The organism is Flagellimonas myxillae, assembly GCF_023502235.1.
GTDB lineage: Bacteria > Bacteroidota > Bacteroidia > Flavobacteriales > Flavobacteriaceae > Flagellimonas > Flagellimonas myxillae.
This window is the reverse complement of record NZ_JAMFLY010000002.1, coordinates 478,875-498,626: the sequence shown is the minus strand read 5'-3', so window position 1 is coordinate 498,626 and position 19,752 is coordinate 478,875. Positions and strand designations below refer to the sequence as shown.

Genomic DNA, 19,752 nt, shown 5'->3' with positions numbered 1-19,752 from the left:
GTTGTATTTAGTGAGTATGGTTAGTATCATCATGAGGTTCTTCCTCGGCTTCTGTTTTGCTCCTTACGTCCCGAACTTCTTCTTCGGTAACTGCACTGGCATTGTTTCCAAAGTTCGACCTTATATAGGTAAGTACCTCAGCAATGTCCGCATCGCTTAGAAAACTGTGTTGCGGCATTACCCCGTTGTAAACGGTTCCTTTGATTTCAATACTGCCGTCCATGCCATTGAGGGTTACACCAATCAGGCGTTCTTTGTCTCCGGTAACCCAGTCGGTGTTCGCCAATGGGGGAAATCTTCCTGTAGCTCCCTCCCCATCCTTTTGATGGCATGCACTGCAATAGGTATAATACGTTTGTGCACCTCCAGAGATTATCTGACCCCGTGTCAGGTCATCCTCAATTTCATCTGGGGTGCGAATATGGGATAGTTCCTTTCTGGCTTCCATGGCAGCGAGTTCACTTTCGCCAAAGGTCGCCTTGTCTCCCTCAAAAACAATTTTCCAGATTTTGCCCTTGACCGAATCCGACAGATACATTGAGCCATCAGAGCCAAAAGCGATCCCCATCGGTCTGAATTCGGCATCCCTTACACTTACAATGGGATCCACGCGGGCAAAGCCATCAGCAAATACCTCCCACTCTCCTGTGGGTTGCCCGTCCTTAAAGGGAACGAAGCCAACAAAATATCCAGATTGCGGGTATGGCGCCCTATTGGTTGATCCATGGAAAGCAATGAAAGCTCCATTTTTATAGCGTTCGGGAAAATGGTCCCCTTGATAAAATACCAAATCGTTGGGGGCCCAATGTCCTGGAAAGCCCATTATAGGGTCTTCGCATTGATCACACCTACCCACAATTTTTCCATCCCCTCCATACTCGGGGGCCAATACCTTTTTCTCCTGAAGTTGGTCGAAATAGCAATAGGGCCATCCAAAATCCGCTCCTTCATCCACCCTTATAAACTCCTCCGAAGGCAATAAAGCACTTTGCCATCCTGAGTAGATGCTTGGGAATAAACGCAACAAATCGTCACGTCCATGGACTACAATATAGAGGTTCCCATCATCCGGGTTCCAATCCATCGCCACAACACTTCGAATTCCTGTGGCGTATTTGTATCCATCTTCTTGGGTTTGGTTTAATTTATTGGCATCAAATCGCCAGATGCCCCCATGTTTTTCCAGGTCGGGACAGGGATCTTGTCCTGGGGCTCCGGGTGTTCTCTTTGGGCTTTGACATGCATTTGAAGGAGCGCCGAAAGGGACATACATATTTCCTTGGTCATCAAAAGCCAATGGTTTTCCGATGTGCTCATGTTTCCCGTGCTCATGGTCGTCCGTTAAAACCACTTCAACCTCTCCCTGTGGCACCAAGGTCCCTGGCTCCAATTTATAGCGATACACCACCAATTCGGAGCTGAAATAGAGATATCCGTTATAAACGTGCATGGCCGTTGCATAGCTCCACTTTTGCTTTTTTCTGTATCCTCCAAACTTATGGACAGTTTCGGCCCTTCCATCATTATCTGCATCCTGCAAAACGGCAATGGCCGAATTTTCGTTTGAATTTCTAAGCTTCGCGTACACTTGACCTTCGGGTCCTACCGCCAAATGTCTAACACGTTCTTCAATACTGTCCACCATTACAGTGGCCCTAAATCCTTCCGGCAGGAACAACCCTCCGTTGGGTTCCCCCGTTTCTTTTTCACATCCTAATGAAATGATACCGACCACAGCACTGATCAGTAAAATTTTGAACTGTAAATAATGGTCTTTCCCCATGTTTATTTTGAAATAATAGTTGACATCTGAGCAAGGTCCTTATAGGACCTTTTTAAGGTATAACTATAATCAATACGTAACCAAAAAAGTAGACGAAGGACGTTACTACACCTCCGGACGCCGACATTGTGCCGATATAATGCGTGTATTGTGCCGATATTGTGCGCTTTATTATACAAAAGTTGACACAGGTTTTTGGAAAATTTTAGTTGGGAACATCCACAAATTAGCAATAATTTTGAATTGTACCTACTTCTATTATGCTTATCTTTTGCTGCTTATTGAAGAAGTTAGGTTACACCATGGACAGAAGAAAATTCGTAGGCAAAGGTTTGTTGGGAATACTTGCGGGTTCCCTTGGTGCTGAAGTTGTTTTTGCTGACAGGATTCCCCCGAATTATATCCCCCTATTTCTACAAGACCCAGACCCCTTCGAACGGTTTCTCAAGGACAAGGAAATGGTGGTTCTCAATGATAAACCCTGGAACATGGAGGCCCAGGCCCATTTGTTGAATGACCCTGTCACCCCCAATAAGTACATGTTTATCCGAAACAATGGAAAAATCCCTGAGCATGTGGATGCCTCTAGCTGGGAACTAACCATTGATGGGGAATCTGTGAAATCCCGAAAGACATTTTCACTGCAAGAACTAAAAACAAATTACCAGCATCACACCTACCAACTTACCCTTGAATGTGGAGGTAACGGACGAAGTGAGTTTGACCCGCCCGCCAAAGGGAACCAATGGACGGTGGGTGCAGTTTCCTGTGCGCAATGGACCGGGGTTCGTCTGCGTGACGTTCTGGAGGCCGCTGGAATCAAATCTGATGCAGTATATATTGGATATCACGCCGCAGACACCCATTTAAGTGGTGACCCTAACAAAGAACCTATTTCCCGTGGAGTTCCCATATCCAAAGCACTTCAGGATGAGACCTTATTGGCTTTTCAAATGAACGGGGAAGACATTCCCATGGCCCATGGTTACCCACTACGTTTGGTTTGTGGGGGTTGGCCAGCTTCCGCTTCCGGTAAATGGGTCAATCGAATCAGTATCAGAAATAAAGTGCACGACGGAGCCAAAATGGGCGGAAGTTCGTATCGCGTCCCTTGTGAAAATGTTGCTCCTGGAACCAAGGTGGAAGATACCAACATGTGCATAATCGAATCCATGCCCGTTAAATCCTTGATCACCCATCCAAAAAGTGGGGCCTTGATCAAGGCCGGACGAGCCCTAAAGGTCAATGGACATGCTTGGGCCGGGGAACTCGAGGTAAACCAAATGGAGTATTCGATAGATTTTGGAAGTAATTGGATTACTTGCAGTCTGGAAAAACCGGCAAATCGATTGGCCTGGCAGCATTTTTCGGCCACTATCGATTTCCCAAAGAAAGGATATTATGAGGTTTGGGCCAGGGCCACGGATCAAAACGGAAGGAGCCAACCCATGGTTTTGCCCGGGTGGAATCCCAAGGGGTATTTGAATAATGCCTGTCACCGAATTGCCGTAAAAGTGGTATGATATGAAAAAGGAGTTTGATCATCAGGTGAGGCGCCTGTCGCGACTGCTTTTTTCCTTCCTGTTGCTGTTTTTAATACTATTTTCAGGCTTGTTTTATTGGGCCAATCGCCCTCCGGAAATACAGCAGGAATTGGAAGATGTGACCCCCCTAGTGAGCATTGATGATGAGATTGAAAATGGCATCCATGTAACCACGGGTTTTATTGAAGACGAGGGAATGCGGGTGACCATCCAGAATTGCACCAACTGCCATTCGGCGAAATTGGTAACCCAAAATCGAATGAGCAGGGACGGTTGGGAAGCTACCATTCGCTGGATGCAGGAGACCCAAAATCTTTGGGATTTGGGAAATAACGAGGAGCTTATCCTCACCTATCTAGCCAAAAATTATGCCCCGGTTGCGAAAGGTCGTAGACAAAATCTAGACCAAACGGTTTGGTACGAACTTGAATAAACGATGTCATGGAGTATCTAGAAACTTTTGCAAACAGTTTTATGGGAACGGCCCAATGGACTTGGAAATCCATCCTGTTTCAAGTGCCATGGAGCTCCAATTATTTTTGGGGGTTGATTGTTATTTCTTTAGTGGTTTGGGCCTTGGAAATCCTATTTCCCTGGCGCAAGGAACAATCGATTTTCCGAAAGGACTTTTGGTTGGACTGCTTTTATATGTTCTTCAATTTTTTCATTTTCGCTATCGTGGTAAGTGGGGTTTACAAGATGTTGGAACTCCTATTTGGCAAGCTCGGTATTACGGCAAAAAGTTTGGCAGTAATAAACCTCACGGAGCAAGCTGTTTGGCTGCAATTATTGGTCTTTTTTGTTTTATTGGATTTTGTGCAGTGGTTTACCCATATCCTACTGCATCGTTTTCCTGCACTATGGCGATTTCATCAGGTGCACCATAGTGTAAAGGAAATGGGATTTGCCGCCCATTTACGATACCATTGGATGGAAAACATTCTTTACAAACCTTTGAAGACTTTCGGAGTAATGCTCTTGGGTGGTTTTGAACCTGAACAGGCCTTTATCGTTCACTTTGTTGCAATTGCCATAGGACATTTAAACCACGCCAATGTTAAGATTACCTATGGTCCGCTCAAGTACATTCTCAACAACCCGGTAATGCACTTGTACCATCACTCTTACGAACTTCCTAAAAATCGCTATGGAGTCAACTTTGGGATAAGCTTAAGCTTATGGGACTATATTTTTAAGACGAACCATATTCCTGAAGACAGCGGAACCATAGCACTTGGGTATCCGGGGGATGAGAAGATGCCCAAAAGATTTTGGGGGCAACTCTTTTATGGATTCAGAAAATCCAAGCATACAGATTCCTAATTTCCGAACCGGCCAACGGCGCAGCTTAGGTAGGATTTGGCCTTGAGCAAAACGCCATTTTCGTCCTCCTGACTGGGATAACCCAAAGTCTTTAATTTCTCCTTTACTTTTGAAACCGTTTGTTCATCATCGTATTCGAACATGACTATGGACAAATCGGGATTCACCTGTACGTCCCGAACATCTTCCATGTCTGACAATTGGGTTGTAATAGTATTGGCACATCCGCCGCATTTTAGGTTTTGGACCTGAAGTTCAGTTTTCATTTTATGTGATTTCAAATTTTGGGAGAATTCTTTTCTTATTTGGACCTTATCCAGTCATTGTATCCACCAGAGTAGTCATAGATAGTCAGGAAACCCAATTCTTTCGCCAACTGAACCGCCTTGTTACTACGTGCGCCTTTTTTACAATACAGATAAATGGGTTGCTGTTTGTCCAATTTTAGTATTTGCTCTTGAAAATTAGGGCCGTTAACATTGATATTTATCGCATTCCCAATATGACCCTTTTCATATTCCCCTGGGGTACGCACATCCACCAATTGCGCCTTCTTATCAACGGCTTCTGCCCTTAGGGTAGCTTTGTCTATTTTCTTTACCGTGGTTTCTTGTTGGGATTGGCACGAAAAGAAAAAGATGCAACATAAGAGCGAAGGAATCCATGTACAGATTTTTCCCATTTCGAATACTATTTTAGAGTTGTTGGACACACATAATCCGTTACGGGGATTCCCGCTTCCTTAATCGCCTTGAATCCGCCAGCCACATCGACCATGTTGTGTATGCCCCTACTTTTAAGGATGGAAGCAGCAATCATGCTACGATACCCTCCCGCACAGTGTACATAAAAAGTTTCTTCTGAAGGAAATTCAGCCAAATGGTCATTCAAAAAATCCAGAGGGGTCAAGGCCGCATTTTCTATATGTTCAGCCAAAAATTCAGGTTCTTTGCGAACATCAAAAACTGGTATCTTTTGTTCCAAGCGTTCCTTAAATGTGGAGGCGTCAATACTCTCCACGACATCCAATTCCTTTCCAGCATTTTTCCAAGCTTCCACGCCTCCTTTCAAATATCCCAGGGTTCCATCGAAACCTACTCTTGACAATCTGGTAATGGTTTCTTCTTCCTTTCCCTCAGGAGCAATTAAAAGGATTGGTTGTTTTACATCGGCAATGAGCGCTCCCACCCAGGGAGCGAAACTACCACCCAGTCCAATAAAGATGGACCGCGGTATATGGCCTTTGGCAAAATCGGCCTGATGGCGCACATCCAGAAGCACGGCTCCCGTATCATTGGCGGCGGCTTCAAAAGCTTCGGGACTCAATGCTTGCGTACCTCTTTCCAATACGGCATCGATATCCTCATACCCCTCCTTGTTCATTTTTACGTTCAAAGGGAAGTATTGTGGTGGTGGCAACAGTCCATCCGTGACTTCCTCAATAAATTCCTCCCGGGTCATGTTGGCCCGAAGGGCGTAGTTCATTTTTTTCTGGTTACCCAAGGTGTCCACAGTTTCCTTCATCATGTTCTTTCCACAAGCGGACCCTGCTCCATGGGCCGGATAAACGATGACATCATCGGACAGGGGCATTATCTTGGAACGAAGACTGTCATAAAGTGTGCCGGCCAACTCCTCCTTGGTCATGTCGGCTGCTTTTTGCGCCAAATCAGGTCTTCCCACATCACCCAAAAACAAGGTATCCCCACTAAAAATGGCGTGGTCTTTTCTTGTCTCATCCTTTAATAAATATGTTGTGCTCTCCATGGTATGGCCTGGGGTATGGAGCACCTTTAGGGTAACTTTTCCCAGTTTAAACTCCTGACCATCCTCTGCAATAATGGCTTCGAAGGCAGGGTTGGCCAATGGACCATAAACTATCGGGGCGCCAGTCTCTTTGGACAAGGTAACGTGTCCGCTTACAAAATCAGCATGAAAATGGGTCTCAAGGATGTATTTTATTTTGGCATTGGCTTCCTTGGCCCTTTTTATATAAGGTTCCACCTCCCTAAGCGGATCTATGATCGCCACTTCTCCATCACTTTCCACATAATAGGCTCCTTGTGCCAAACATCCTGTATATATCTGTTCTATTTTCATAATCTTGAAATTTTATTCAAAAATAAGCTCCTAACCATTTCCCTACAGTTACCAAAGTTACAAAGCCTAGGTTTTAGCCTGCAGGGATATTTTTTCCTGTATACTACTTCTTTTTTTCTGATTTGTACAGAACTCAACGGCCTCCAGGGTCTTCACAAAGAGATTTTCCTTACCTACAATATCGATTAGGCCGCTACTGTTAAAAATGTCCCTCGTAGGTCCAATAGCACCGGTGATAAAAAATTGGATGCCCTTGGCTTGAAGATCTTTGACTACCCGCTCCAACATAACCGCTCCACTACTGTCTATATAATTGATGGCCTCCGCGTTGAGTATCACATATTGAAGTCTATTCCCTTTTAGCCTTACTTGTTTATAGAGTTCCCTTTTAAAGTAATCCTTGTTTCCAAAGTACAGTTGGGCGTCAAATCGCAAAATTAGTTTATCGGCATCCACTTCGGTCTCTTCGGAAAAGCGGTCGATGTTCTTAAAATAATCTGTATTTTTTACTCTCCCCAAAATAGCCACATGGGGGTGTGAAATTCGATACACCAGTAAAAATAGGGAAAGTAAAACCCCCAGAAGAATCCCTTCAATAAGACCCATGAACAAGGTCAATACAAAAGTGGCCAAGAGTAGAAGAAACTCATCTTTCCTATGCCGCCAAAGCGTTAATGGGTATTTAAAATCGATAAGCCCAAACACCGACACCATGATGATGGCTCCCAAGACCGCTGTGGGCAGATTATAAAACAAAGGGGTTAAAAACAGCAATGTTCCTGCGATGAAAAGTCCACTAAAAACCAATGACATTCCCGTTTTTGCCCCGGCTTGATCATTTACGGCAGTTCTTGAAAAACTTCCTGAGACCGGTATGGATTGGAAAAAGGAACCCAACAGATTGGAAAGTCCCAGAGCCCTTAGCTCTTGGTTGGCATCCAGTTCGTATTCCGGGTGCCGCTCTTCCACTGTTTTTGCAATTGAAATTGCTTCCGTAAAACCATAAAGTGCCACCGTTATGGCAATGGGCAATAATTTCCCAAACTCCACAACCTGAAAATTCGGAAGCTGAAACATCGGTAGGCCTTTCGGTATTTCCCCAACAAGAGGGACCCCAAAATCACCCAAATCAAACAAAGTAACCCCCAATATGCCCAGCACCACGACCAATAAGGCTATTGGAATTCGCTTGCTCAGTTTCCCCAAGATCAGAATCATTGCAATGGCAATCAATCCCACCAAAAGTGTAAACGCATTAATGTTCCCAAAAGAATCAAATACCCCTTGGAGCAACTCGTGTACCTTACTGGATTGGGAAAATTGCGTGCCCAAAATATGTTTCAACTGTCCCAATCCAATAAGAATTGCAGCGGCGGATGTAAAACCACTAATTACAGGTTTGGATAGGAAATTCACAAAGAATCCCATTCTAAAAATCCCAAGCAACAGTTGAATGCCCCCCACAACCAACGTCAAAAATAATACTGCGCTTATATAATCCTCAATGGACGCCAAATGCAAGGCTCCAATCCCTGTTGCCACCAGAAGGGAGTCCATGGCAACAGGTCCGACTGCCAACTGTCTTGAGGTTCCCGTTATCGCGTACACCAATTGGGGTATCAAAGCGGCGTATAAACCATATATAGGGGGTAATCCAGCAATCATGGCGTACGCCATCCCCTGCGGGACCAACATTACTCCCAAGGTTGTGCCAGCAGATAAATCGCTAAGAAAGGTGGAGCGGTTATAGCTCTTTATCCAGGATATAATGGGAAAATACCGTGCTAACATTTAGTGGCTTTGGGCAAATGTAAGATAGTTCGTGCTGTTTTACAGTAACCTAGATCACAAACCTAAAGATCCACCAACTCAATATGGTTTCGGTGCAAAGTCAGTTTTTTCATCTTTTCCAGTTTTTTCAGCAATCTGGAAACCACAACCCTAGAGGTATGCAAATCGTATGCAATTTCTTGGTGGGTGCTTCTAATACATTTATCATTGGTGACCTCCGATTTCTTTATTAGGTAGTCCACCAATCTCTGGTCCAAATTCTTAAATGCAATACTGTCAACGGTCTGCATCAACTCGTTGAGTCGGCTATGATAACTATCAAAAACATAGTTTCTCCAACCTTTATACTTTGCCAACCATTCTTCCATTTTTTGCACGGGAACCATGATCATTTTGGCTTCGGTTTCCGTAATGGCCCTGATCTCACTTTTGGTTTGCCCAAGGCAACATGCCATGGTTACCGAACAGGTTTCTCCTTGTTCCAAATAATACAGTAGCAGTTCATCACCATCATCATCCTCCCTGAGAATTTTTATTGCTCCTGATAACAACAAAGGCATGCTTCTTACATAATTGCCAATATCCATCAACATTTCACCTGCTGGATATTGCACAAGCTTGCCCACACTCCTAATTTCTTCCAACAACGGCTGCTCAAAATGATTCCCGAAGATGTTGTACAGTTCAGACTCCATGGTACAGAATTACTTCCTAAAAGTAGTCATTTAACTTCTTAAATTCCCGGGTTATTTCTGTACAATTTTGAACATGCCAGGACCCTTCATTGGACGTTTGGAATAGCCAAATTGATGATAGAACGAAGCTACTCCCTGTGCAGCCATAAGCCCCACAAAGGCGTAATGTGAGATGGTTTGATTTAGGTACTTTTCGATTTCCTGCATTATCATTCTACCTATCCCCTTCCCTTTAAATTTAGTATGAACAATTACATCCTGAACGTAAAAATAGATAGCGCCATCTCCCACTACCCTTCCCATTCCAATTGGCTGATCCCCGTAAATCGCACAGACCGAGAACAGATCGTTTTGCAATGCCCATTCCACTTGGCCGTCCTCCAGTTTTTCCCATTCGGTAGTTGCTCTCAACTGTTGATAATGCTTTAGGGTCAATGGTATAAACTGCAGCTGTGATTTGTCCATTTTAATTTGACTTATTATGAATCAAAATACAACCAAAATCTATCCTTAATTATGCAAATCCCCAATTTTTTGACCCAAATTAACATTGATGCCTCCCAGTTTCCCTTTTTCGAACAATAGCAACACCGTTGAGCCACCATAGGCAAAATGACCCAACTTATCCCCTTTATATACCTGTACAGGGGCTGTAGATTTGATGTTCTTAAACCTTTCTTCAAACACAACCGATCCAATGGTTTGGAGTCCGATAGGAATCATGGCAATGTGACCAAATTCCTTGGTGTCAATAATGTAATATCCATGCTTAAAATCTTGGAAAACACTGTAATCTTTATTGTATGCGACATTACCATCGTTGATGATGTCCAAAATGTCCGGCATTCCAAAAAGTCTATCCCCGACTTCTTCGTTGGATTCTACCATAACCCCAGATATGGGCGCATGAAAATGATGGTAGTTGGTAGGCAATAGAAAAACAGCCATGGCCTTTCCTCCGACAAATTTTTCAGCGAATTTTGAATTGCCTAGAAGTTCCTTCAAACTTAAGGTCATTCCTGCCTTGGTGGGCAGTTTGGAATCCATTTGGACATCATTGTTAATCATATTGATTACCCCATCCGCAGGCGACACCAAAACCGAATTGTCATCAATAGCAGTAATGGGTCTAGCACCCGGTTTTAAATCGCGGGTAAAAAAGTGGTTAAAGGAGGTAAATCCACCTTCGGGATACACAAAATCCTCATGGCCCAAATTAGGGTTGGACAACCATTTATCCACCTTTTTGGTGGAAGCTTCGCTATCCATGAATTTGCCACGTTCCTCAACAAAATCCAAAGACCAACCTAGACCTGGCTCTTCCAAAATAAACTGCATTCCCTCCGGGTTTTTGTAATATAGAAACGAAAATTCAATAATTCGATCCAAACCATCGTCTGTCATAGGAAGAAAATAGAACCATTCGTTCAAAAAGGCGTATAGGTCATCCACATCCTTGCCCTTCCATGGATTGGTGGAACCATCGGGTAAAGGGTGGACATTCTTGAACATTTTGTCCACAGTTTGCTTAAAATCCCTGTTGGTTATATACAGCTGTTTCAACTGACTTACAGGTTTACAATCTTCTTGGGCCCATAGTCCAGTTTGAAGACCCACAAACAAAAACAGGAATACAAGATTCCAATGCACTTGCTTTTTCATAGTTGCATTCATTTAGATTACTAATTAAAATTGTGGGGGAACTAAAGGCTTCTTTTGAGGTACCTTTCTTTAATAATGTTTATATGCCGGAGTTCATGTCCGGCTATGTGATAGGCCAAGGCCCTAACAGTTCTCTTATTGATAACACTGCCGTCATAATCTATTCCAGCACCTCCTCTTAGAAAGCTATCTTCCGGTAGATTCAAAAAAAGTGAAATCGTTGCTTTTCTTACTGTTTCATATTCTTCAAAAATGTCATCCAAACTTCTAGAATTGGCATTGGAATAAGTTGCATAAGCATCTTGATCAAAGCCGTGTAGCGGTGTGGAATCATTGCGGGCATACCTCAGTGCCCTATACGCAAATATGCGCTCGTCATCAATCAAATGTACCAAGATTTCCTTAATGGTCCATTTGCCCTTTGCATATCTAAATTGCAACTGGTCTTCCTTCAAATCCAATACCAGTTTTTTAAGATCAAGGAAGTTGGTCCATAAGTGTTCCAACACTTGTCCATCATCTGGCATCAAATCCATATAGATGCAAGAATATGCCGGATATTCTGTGGGCTGTGGTTTATCTATTCTTCTGTTCACCATTGCTACTTATTTGAAATTCTTGGCCCATCCTTTTGCCCAGTTGCCCAAAGGTTCAATGAGTTCATATAATTCTCTTCCCTGTTGGGACAGCGCATACCCGTCTACTGTTCTAACAATAAGGTGGGAATCCCTTAATTCTTTTAAACGCTTATTTAATGTGGTTGGGGAAATGGTCTCACAATATTCCTGCAGCTTTCTAAAGGTACTGGGACCCTTATACAGATGCCAAACGATACCCATGGCCCAACTACGTCCCAATAAATCTAAGAGCGCCATAACCGGAGCTCCGGATTTTGATCCCCTTACGGGTTGTCCTGGAACTGGAATTGCCATACTTATACTAGTTTGCTACATTATTTATAGCAAAGCTACATATTATGTAGCATCTTGCCAAATATTTTAGTCCAATGGCGCTCGTTTCAACTAACAAAAACCAAGAAATGATAATCAGAAATTAATAAAACTTAGAATTTCAATGGCTCCCCCTTGACTTCGTCGGAATTGATTGGAACATCCAAAATGTCAAGAATAGTAGGTGCAATTTGATTGGTATACCATTGTTTCTCGCCCTCAGCTTCTCCCAAAGGGGGAATCCCTTTGCCAAAAACCACTAACCAAACTTGGTCTGCCCCTTTTATTTTAGAACCATGACCTGTCCATGTGTGTAAAGGTTGGGTGCCTCGTCCATGGTCCGTGGAAATTATAAACACCGTTTGATCCTTATAAAATTCATCCTTTTGGGTATACTCCCAGATTTCTTTGATCAAACCATCGGTATTATGAGCCGATTTTAAGTATGCCTGATAATCTCCTTCGTGGGCAAAATCATCGGTCTCACCATAGGAAATATAAACCAGTTTAGGATGAGCTTTTTTCATATGCTCCAAAGCAAAATGGTGTGTAAAAGCATCTAATCGTACAGAACCCCAGGGGCTGGGAATCTGTTCTTGTAATTTGTTCAGAAACTGTTCCCGCTCGTTCGGGTTGTTGGTAGCCGATTCAAATCCGGCGTTGACCGGTACCCCAGAACGCTCTTCATTCACAATAAATGGGAACACATCCCAGCTACCAAAAGCTGCCACCTTTCCCTTACCAGATTCCGTTTTGTTATAACGTTCCAACACCGTAATATTGGGATTATTGAATTTGTCATTGCTGGTAATTCGGGCATCGTCAGCTGCACCAGTCAAAATTTCGTTATAGCCAGGATAGGAGAACCACATTGTATTGGTCAGGTTCATTTTGCTTCCCAATAAACGGTTCCCGTGTAATTGACCCATTGTTGGAACTTTAGACCAGAAAAATGGCATAAGAGCAGTTCTTCTTTCCTTGGCACTTGCTCTCCAAAAAGATTTTTTTAACTGGGTAGTATCGTGTACATATTCCTTGTTGGCAATCAAAAGGGAATCTGCTCCGGTAAAAAGTTCTTGCCATCTAAATCCATCCAAAGTAATCAAGACCACCTTGGGAGGTTCACTGTTCTGGGCGAAAACTCCAATCGAACAAAAGGCAAAAATGGCAAGCCATAATTTTCTAGAAGGTTTTTTCATGGTATTAGCGGGTTGATTATGGCTTACAAGGTATTGAACAAATCCGTTTCCGGCTTGCTTAAATGTATTTGTTTTACCAAAAAGTTGGACGTAGTGATCTTACGAATTAAAATCCCAGTGAACAATCTTTTGGTCATACATGGCATCCAAGCCCATTTGAACGCAAACAGCTGTATTGGCCCCAGTGGTGATATCGGAAATAGGTTTCTCGTTGGTCAAGATACTATCCCTAAAATCCATCAACGCTTGTTTACTTGGATCGAGATGTTCGGCTTTAATTGGAATACCTTTTCCTTCTTCCCAATTAACCGTTGCTCCAGAAACACCATCCACTTCACCTAGCTCTCTTTCGTATCCTTTTTCTGGAAAGAACCAGGCTTTGGCATAATCCAAAACTATGCTTCCCTTATCTCCCATGACCTTTATTTGGTAATCTCCCATGGCATTTCCTGTCAAACAGGTAAAGGTAGCCTTAGCTCCATTGGGATAACTATAGATCAGCTGGATATTGTCATAGGTTTCCCGACCATCCTTCCAATAATCAATGCCACCTACGCCCATCACTTTTTCTGGAGTTTCTTCCAGCACCCAGTTCACAAAATCTATCTGGTGGGAACAAAGTTCAGCTACCAATCCACCGGAATATTCCCTATACATTCTCCAATTGATGGCGCGCTCCCATTTTGGATCTGGGACGGGGCGTCTCCAATTGCCATTTCGGTTCCACTGGCAATCAAAAGCAATGACTTTACCAATCTTGCCTTGTTTGATCAAATCAACCACATGGGTATATAACCTTGAACTATGATACTGATGGCCTGTCTGAAAAATGGTCTTTGAATTGTTCGCTTTATGAATCAAATTCCGAATACCATCATACCCTTTTGCCAAAGTTTTTTCGCAATAGACATGTTTCCCTGCATCCAAGGCATCTATGGCAATTTGGGAATGTTCGCTAAACGGAACAGCGATCAAAACAGCATCAACATGTTTATCCTCCAGGAGTTTTCTGTAATCTGAATATCCTTTGGCCCTTCCGCCGGCCTTGGTCAATCCGCTTTCCAATCGAAATGGAAGTACATCGCAGCAAGCCGTGACCTCCATGCCCTGAATATCCTGAATAATGGGGGTCAAACCACCTCCTCTATCGCCGGTTCCAATGACCCCTATCCTAATATTCTTTTCCTTCTTCCCAAGCAAATTGGCTCCCCATACAGGACTAGCTGCCGTAACAGCTGTAACGGCCAAACCGCTTTTTGCGACAAATTCCCTTCGCTTCATTATTTCTTAGTTTCTTATAATTTGGGCTCCCACCCTTTTTCATATTCACGTCCCCAGTGTTTCATGGCGGCTTCACTATTTAGAACTTTTCCGGTTGTTGTATCAATTTTTAAAGTATGTCCAACATCCTGGGCCATGTTACCCAAATGACAAAGCATCGTGGATATACTTGCATCGGCTATTGGAGCATTCATTGCCTTGTCCTCTCTAATAGCATCAAAAAAGTTCCCAACATGGTCTACATCCAGTCCACCAATTCCTTGTGTATTGGTGGTTGCACTTGCAGTTCTTTCAAACTCTAATTTGATAGGGTTTCCGGCAAGGTCGTACAATTTATAAAAGTTTCGGCTTAATTCAATGCTTCCCTTGCTACCATATATGGTTATTCCACGCCCGGGGCGTTCGGGTTTCATTATTCCACGGCTATGGCCTGTCCACGTAATGAACTTATCCCCCTTAAAGCCATAGGTCACTTGCTGGTTGTCCACAAACTCCCAATCATCATCATAGGTATATTTTCCACCAAAAGATGTTACTGTTTCCGGGAGGTCCACACCCAAAGCCCACCTGCAAATGTCTATCTCATGAGTCCCATTGTTATGAATTTCCCCTGTACCCCAAGCCCTGAACCAATGCCAGTGGTAGGGATGCACATTGTCTTTATAAGCAGTTCTCGGAGCTGGTCCTTGCCAAAGATCCCAATCCAAGGTTTTAGGCACGTCTATGATGTTCCCCTTTCCGATCGACCCTCTATTATTGGAATAATAAGCTTCCCCTTTATAGACGTCCCCAATTATTCCTTCTTTGATATCCTTTACCGCCTGTTGTGAAGTTCGGGCGGAGCGCTGTTGATTACCCATCTGCACTTTTTTATTATACTTCTTTTGGGCAGCTACCAACAAGGTGTTCTCATAGGCGTTATGGCTACATGGTTTTTCTACGTACACATGTTTTCCCGCCTGCATAGCCATGATGGACATAGGGGCATGCCAATGTTCCGGAGTGGCAATAAAAACAGCGTCCACATTCTTGTCCTCAAGGATTTTTCTAAAATCCTTCTCCACCTTGGGTACGTATCCAATGTTTTTCTGGCACCAAGCATTGTGCTCCTCAATAATTAAATCGTCCACATCACAGTTGTAAAGCACTTTTGCATTTGGAAAAGCACTGATGGCCTTTACATGGGCCTTTGCCCTGCTTCTAACCCCAATTACCGCACAATTGATACGATCATTGGAACCCAATATGTTGGCGTATCCCATTTTGGGTAGCACCAATCCCCCCATTGTCAATGCAGCGGTTCCTGCTGTTGTTTTTTTGATGAAATTTCGTCTAGTTCCCATGGCCTTAATCTTGAATTATTGATTTTATTTTAATGTTCCTGAAGCTAACCAAATCCCCGTGGTCCTGCAGTAAAATATGTCCCTTGTCCGCCTCCCCAAAATTGGGCCACTTTTCGTATTTGCTTTCGGATACCAGTTTGCGATAATCCTCACTCTTCCGTTCATATTCCAAAACCTTTACCCCATTGAGTCTATGCTCCACATGATTGTTTTTGGAAATGATATGGGCAGTGTTCCATTCCCCAATAGGGTTTGCTGGTTTATTTACATCAGCTTGAATCAAATCGTAAAGTGAAGCCAAAGTACGGCTTCCCTCGTGGTTCCCCTTTTTGGCATCTGGGTGTTTGGCATCATCCAAAATTTGGTATTCCAGACCAATGGAAGACCCAGGACCCTTATTTAGGTCTGTATCTACATAGTACTTGATTCCACTGTTAGCACCTTCGGTTATTTTAAAGTCAACCTTTAGCTCAAAATCTCCATACGTATCCACAGTAACAATGTCACCACCTGCGGTAGATTCGGCTCCGCCGGAAGCCAGTACGGAAAGTACTCCATTTTCAATAATCCAACCCTGCTCTGGAAAGTTATCCAACCTCGCTCCTCGCCATCCCTCGGTCGATTTTCCATCCCACAACAGCTGCCATCCTCTTTTTTTCTCATCAAGAGTAAGTTGATTTTTGGTTAGGATCGGCTTTATCGGTGTTGGTTTGGAATACTTTGAAAGACTATCGGTTAAAATTTTGATATTTTTCCATATCACTTCCGTCCCAGCTTCTTTATCCTTTCCGATGCTGTGCACTTGCAATGCAATGAATCCTTCGGCTGTTTTGTCATCAATTAAATGTGCTGCTGGCACTCCATTGATCCAAGTTTTTAAGGTGTCGCCAATAGCCTCAATGCGATAATGGTTCCAATCATTTTGTTTGAATGCTGCTTGAGCCTCTGGGTTATTTTCCAACGGATTTAGCCATCCACGTCTTCCTTCATCATAAATTCCGGCACTCCAAGCACGATCAGATGGATCTATTTCAATTTGATACCCATGAACGCGCCCATCCAAATAATAAGGTAGGCTATTGCTCCGGATCTGGATGCCTGAGTTCATGGTGGAGTCCACTAAATACTCCAACTCCAATATAAAGTCCCCATATAACTCGTCCGTAGTCATAAATGAATTGGGAGTGTCATGTTTTGTTATTCCTACAATACTGCCATCCCTAACCTCATAGGTCGCCACGCCTCCTTTTTGACTCCAGCCATTGAGTGTTTCCCCGTCAAACAGATATGTCCAAGGGGTGTCGTCTTTATCCTTCTCCGAGCATCCTGTAAAACAAAGGCCAAGGAGCGTAAAAGCCGCAATTAAATTGATCTTGATTTTTCCCATTTCAATAGATTTAAGGTTTTTGATTGTTCTTTTATTTTTTATTTCTGATTCGCTGTTTGTTTATCTGGGGACTTCGCTTTTCTCCCGTCGAAATCAAAGTAAGACTTGGCATTGTAATAGCTAATGTCTTGAATCATCCTCCCTACAAACGGAATGTCGTTCGGAACCAAGCCTTTTTTAATGTCATTGCCAAAAATGTTGCAGAGCAACCTTCTGAAATATTCATGCCTTGGAAAGGACAGAAAACTTCGGGAATCCGTCAACATCCCAATAAAGCAACTCAACAAGCCCATATTGGAAAGTGTATTTATTTGTTTTTCCATCCCATCCAACTGATCCATATACCACCAAGCTGAACCAAACTGCATCTTGCCTTTAATAGACCCATCATTGAAATTCCCGGCCATGGTCGCAAACACCTCATTTTGGGATGGATTGAGGTTATAAAGAATGGTCTTTGCCAATTGGTCCGTCTTGTCCAGTTCGTTCAAAAATTTGGACATGGCTTGGGCCTGGGCAAAATCCCCTATGGAATCAAACCCGGTGTCTGGCCCTAAGGTGCTCAACATCCGCTCATTGTTGTTCCTCAGGGCACCCAGATGAAATTGCTGGGTCCATCCATATTCATTATATTCCTTACATAGGTGGTGTAGCGTCTCAAACTTGAAATATTGGATTTCTTGGATTTCAAGAGCTTTTCCGGCCAATACCTTTTTAAACAGAATTTCAATATCGAAGGTGCCAAGATCAAAAAAGTAAAGTTGGTCCAAACCGTGATCGGACAAGCGGCTTCCCGCTTGATGGAAAAACGCAATCCTATTTTTTAGGGCATCCAAATAATCCTGATAATTGGTGATGGAGCTCCCAACGATGTCGGCCAACCGTTCTATAAACCTCGCAAATGTTCTCACGTCCTCAACGGCATAGGCCTTATCGGGTCTAAATGCAGGTAGCATTTTTGTTCCCTTTTGGTTTTTACGGGCGCTCAAATGATGTTCCAAGCTATCCAAGGGATCGTCTGTAGTGCAAAGTACCTCCACATTCATTTGGGCCATGAGACCTCGGGTGCTGTGACTTTCCTCTTGTAATTTTTCCGAAGTTTTCTGGTAGATATCCAGCCCGTTTCTTGGGGTCAACAACTCGTCAATGCCAAAATAACGCTGTAACTCCAAATGGGTCCAATGATAGAGGGGATTGCGCAGGGTATTGGGTACTGTCTCGGCCCATTTCAGGAATTTATCCTGATCGGAAGCACTTCCGGTAATAAATTTTTCGTCAATCCCAAAGGCACGCATGGCCCTCCATTTGTAATGATCGCCATGCAACCACACTTCGGTTATATTCTTAAACTGATGATTGGAGGCAATCTCATCCGGAGGCAAATGGTTGTGGTAATCTATGATGGGCATGCCCTTGGCATAATCATGGTAAAGCTCTTGGGCAAACTCGGTTTCCAATAAAAAATTCTCGGTGATAAAACTCATGGCTCCATAGATTTTTCAATGCCCAACATCAATCCCCGCAATTCTGCCAGCCCCCTTAAACGACCAATGGCCGAATATCCCGGATTTGTCTTTTTGGTCAGGTCATCCAACATTTGATGCCCATGATCTGGACGCATCGGCATGCGAAAATCCTTTCTCCCGCTTTTTTTACGCCTTCCTTGTTCGGCCAACAAGGATTTCATCACCCCGAACATATCCACGTCCCCATCCAAATGGTCGGCTTCAAAGAAATTCCCGTCGGCATCCCGTCTGGTACTTCTTAAATGCACAAAATTTATGCTGTCCCCAAGTCTATCCACCATCCCGGCCAAATCATTGTCCGACCGAACTCCATAAGATCCCGTACAAAAACAAAGACCATTGTTAGGACTTTTATAGGCTCCCAACAATTGTTTGGCATCCTCTTCCGTGCTTACCACTCTAGGAAGCCCAAAAATGGGAAAGGGTGGGTCATCCGGGTGAATCGCCAACAGTACCCCAGAAGCTTCTGCAACAGGGGCAATGGCCTGGACAAAGGCATATAGATTTTCCCTTAATTCCTTATCCCCGATACCTTTATAGGTATCCAATACCTCTTGAAACTGATCCACGGTATAGCCTTCTTCTGCACCAGGCAAACCTGCAATAATATTTTGGGTAAGCTTGGTTTTTTGCTCCTCTTCCATTTGATCATAAACCTTTTTGGCCTGTTCTTTTTCCGTTTCGGAATAAGATTGGTTCGCCCCTGGCCTTTTCAAAATAAAAAGCTCAAAAGCGGCCAATTCCGTGGCATCGTATCGCAGGGCTTTGGAACCATTCGGCATTTGGTACGCAAGGTCGGTACGGGTCCAGTCCAAAACGGGCATGAAGTTGTAGCAAACGGTATCAATACCACATTCGCCCAAGTTTCGGATACTTTGCTGATAATTAGCAATATACTCTTGGTAAGAACCCGTACGTTTTTTAATGTCCTCATGCACGGGAATGCTTTCCACTACGGACCAGGTGAGGCCTTTGGCCTCAATTTCGTTTTTCCTTTGGGTAATTTCCTCTTTGGACCATACCTCCCCGTTGGGAATATGGTGCAGGGCCGAAACAATACCGGTTGCTCCCGCCATGGCAATATCATCCAAGGAAACAGAATCATTGGGGCCATACCAGCGCCATGTCTGCTCTAATCCCATATGTTTTGTTGTCTGCATAAATTCTA

At 43.5% G+C, this 19,752-nt stretch carries 19 protein-coding genes; 3 read left to right on the top strand and 16 right to left on the bottom strand.

All coding sequences use genetic code 11. The annotated features are described in order from the left end of the window. Nucleotides 1–7: 7 nt before the first annotated feature. Nucleotides 8–1,783, bottom strand: a complete 1,776-nt coding sequence (locus tag M3P07_RS10735; protein WP_249969911.1) for a PQQ-dependent sugar dehydrogenase — start codon at nt 1,781–1,783, stop codon at nt 8–10. A 302-nt stretch (nt 1,784–2,085) separates the two neighbouring features. Here M3P07_RS10735 and M3P07_RS10730 point away from each other — a divergent pair, with 302 nt between their 5' ends. Genes M3P07_RS10730 through M3P07_RS10720 form a run of 3 tightly spaced genes read left to right on the top strand, consistent with a single transcriptional unit; the run spans nt 2,086 to nt 4,650 of the window. Continuing rightward, entirely contained in the window at nt 2,086–3,306 is a 1,221-nt protein-coding gene (locus M3P07_RS10730) for a sulfite oxidase (RefSeq protein WP_249969910.1), read from the top strand. 1 nt (nt 3,307) lies between these two features. Further along, nucleotides 3,308–3,760, top strand: coding sequence for a monoheme cytochrome C (locus M3P07_RS10725; RefSeq protein WP_249969909.1), 453 nt, complete (start codon nt 3,308–3,310; stop codon nt 3,758–3,760). An 8-nt stretch (nt 3,761–3,768) separates the two neighbouring features. Further along, nucleotides 3,769–4,650 (top strand): sterol desaturase family protein, encoded by an 882-nt coding sequence (locus tag M3P07_RS10720; protein WP_249969908.1) that lies wholly within the window; start codon nt 3,769–3,771, stop codon nt 4,648–4,650. On the opposite strand, the gene M3P07_RS10715 is transcribed toward M3P07_RS10720, so the two are convergent. The 15 genes from M3P07_RS10715 to uxuA all read right to left on the bottom strand — a co-directional run bounded on the left by M3P07_RS10715 (nt 4,647) and on the right by uxuA (nt 19,726). After that, entirely contained in the window at nt 4,647–4,916 is a 270-nt protein-coding gene (locus M3P07_RS10715) for a heavy-metal-associated domain-containing protein (protein WP_249969907.1), read from the bottom strand. The genes M3P07_RS10720 and M3P07_RS10715 overlap by 4 nt on opposite strands. Before the next feature lie 35 nt (nt 4,917–4,951). Then, the gene (locus tag M3P07_RS10710) at nt 4,952–5,332 is read right to left on the bottom strand and encodes a rhodanese-like domain-containing protein (RefSeq protein WP_249969906.1); all 381 of its coding nucleotides are present in this window, start codon (nt 5,330–5,332) and stop codon (nt 4,952–4,954) included. 8 nt (nt 5,333–5,340) lie between these two features. Then, on the bottom strand, nt 5,341–6,750 hold the full coding sequence (locus M3P07_RS10705; RefSeq protein ID WP_249969905.1) for an MBL fold metallo-hydrolase: 1,410 nt from the start codon (nt 6,748–6,750) through the stop codon (nt 5,341–5,343). Between the two features lie 66 nt (nt 6,751–6,816). Further along, nucleotides 6,817–8,541 (bottom strand): SulP family inorganic anion transporter, encoded by a 1,725-nt coding sequence (locus M3P07_RS10700; RefSeq protein WP_249969904.1) that lies wholly within the window; start codon nt 8,539–8,541, stop codon nt 6,817–6,819. A 62-nt stretch (nt 8,542–8,603) separates the two neighbouring features. Then, a complete protein-coding gene (locus M3P07_RS10695) occupies nt 8,604–9,236 on the bottom strand; it encodes a Crp/Fnr family transcriptional regulator (protein ID WP_249969903.1) in 633 nt (210 codons plus the stop codon). 51 nt (nt 9,237–9,287) lie between these two features. Further along, entirely contained in the window at nt 9,288–9,701 is a 414-nt protein-coding gene (locus M3P07_RS10690; RefSeq protein ID WP_249969902.1) for a GNAT family N-acetyltransferase, read from the bottom strand. Between the two features lie 45 nt (nt 9,702–9,746). Further along, entirely contained in the window at nt 9,747–10,898 is a 1,152-nt protein-coding gene (locus M3P07_RS10685) for a phosphatidylserine decarboxylase (protein WP_249969901.1), read from the bottom strand. 41 nt (nt 10,899–10,939) lie between these two features. After that, nucleotides 10,940–11,497: a DinB family protein gene (locus tag M3P07_RS10680; RefSeq protein ID WP_249969900.1), complete on the bottom strand. Its 558-nt coding sequence runs from the start codon at nt 11,495–11,497 to the stop codon at nt 10,940–10,942. 6 nt (nt 11,498–11,503) lie between these two features. Beyond that, nucleotides 11,504–11,830, bottom strand: coding sequence for a winged helix-turn-helix transcriptional regulator (locus M3P07_RS10675; RefSeq protein ID WP_249969899.1), 327 nt, complete (start codon nt 11,828–11,830; stop codon nt 11,504–11,506). A gap of 131 nt (nt 11,831–11,961) precedes the next feature. Next, entirely contained in the window at nt 11,962–13,047 is a 1,086-nt protein-coding gene (locus M3P07_RS10670) for a sulfatase-like hydrolase/transferase (protein ID WP_249969898.1), read from the bottom strand. 99 nt (nt 13,048–13,146) lie between these two features. After that, entirely contained in the window at nt 13,147–14,328 is a 1,182-nt protein-coding gene (locus M3P07_RS10665) for a Gfo/Idh/MocA family protein (RefSeq protein ID WP_249969897.1), read from the bottom strand. Nucleotides 14,329–14,342: 14 nt separating this feature from the next. After that, nucleotides 14,343–15,671 (bottom strand): Gfo/Idh/MocA family oxidoreductase, encoded by a 1,329-nt coding sequence (locus M3P07_RS10660; protein WP_249969896.1) that lies wholly within the window; start codon nt 15,669–15,671, stop codon nt 14,343–14,345. Between the two features lie 4 nt (nt 15,672–15,675). Continuing rightward, complete coding sequence (locus tag M3P07_RS10655) at nt 15,676–17,058, bottom strand: 3-keto-disaccharide hydrolase (protein WP_249969895.1); 1,383 nt, start codon at nt 17,056–17,058, stop codon at nt 15,676–15,678. A 38-nt stretch (nt 17,059–17,096) separates the two neighbouring features. Continuing rightward, the gene (gene uxaC / locus M3P07_RS10650) at nt 17,097–18,542 is read right to left on the bottom strand and encodes a glucuronate isomerase (protein ID WP_249969894.1); all 1,446 of its coding nucleotides are present in this window, start codon (nt 18,540–18,542) and stop codon (nt 17,097–17,099) included. Next, complete coding sequence (gene uxuA, locus M3P07_RS10645) at nt 18,539–19,726, bottom strand: mannonate dehydratase (protein ID WP_249970286.1); 1,188 nt, start codon at nt 19,724–19,726, stop codon at nt 18,539–18,541. The genes uxaC and uxuA overlap by 4 nt, the downstream gene beginning before the upstream one ends. Nucleotides 19,727–19,752 lie beyond the last annotated feature (26 nt).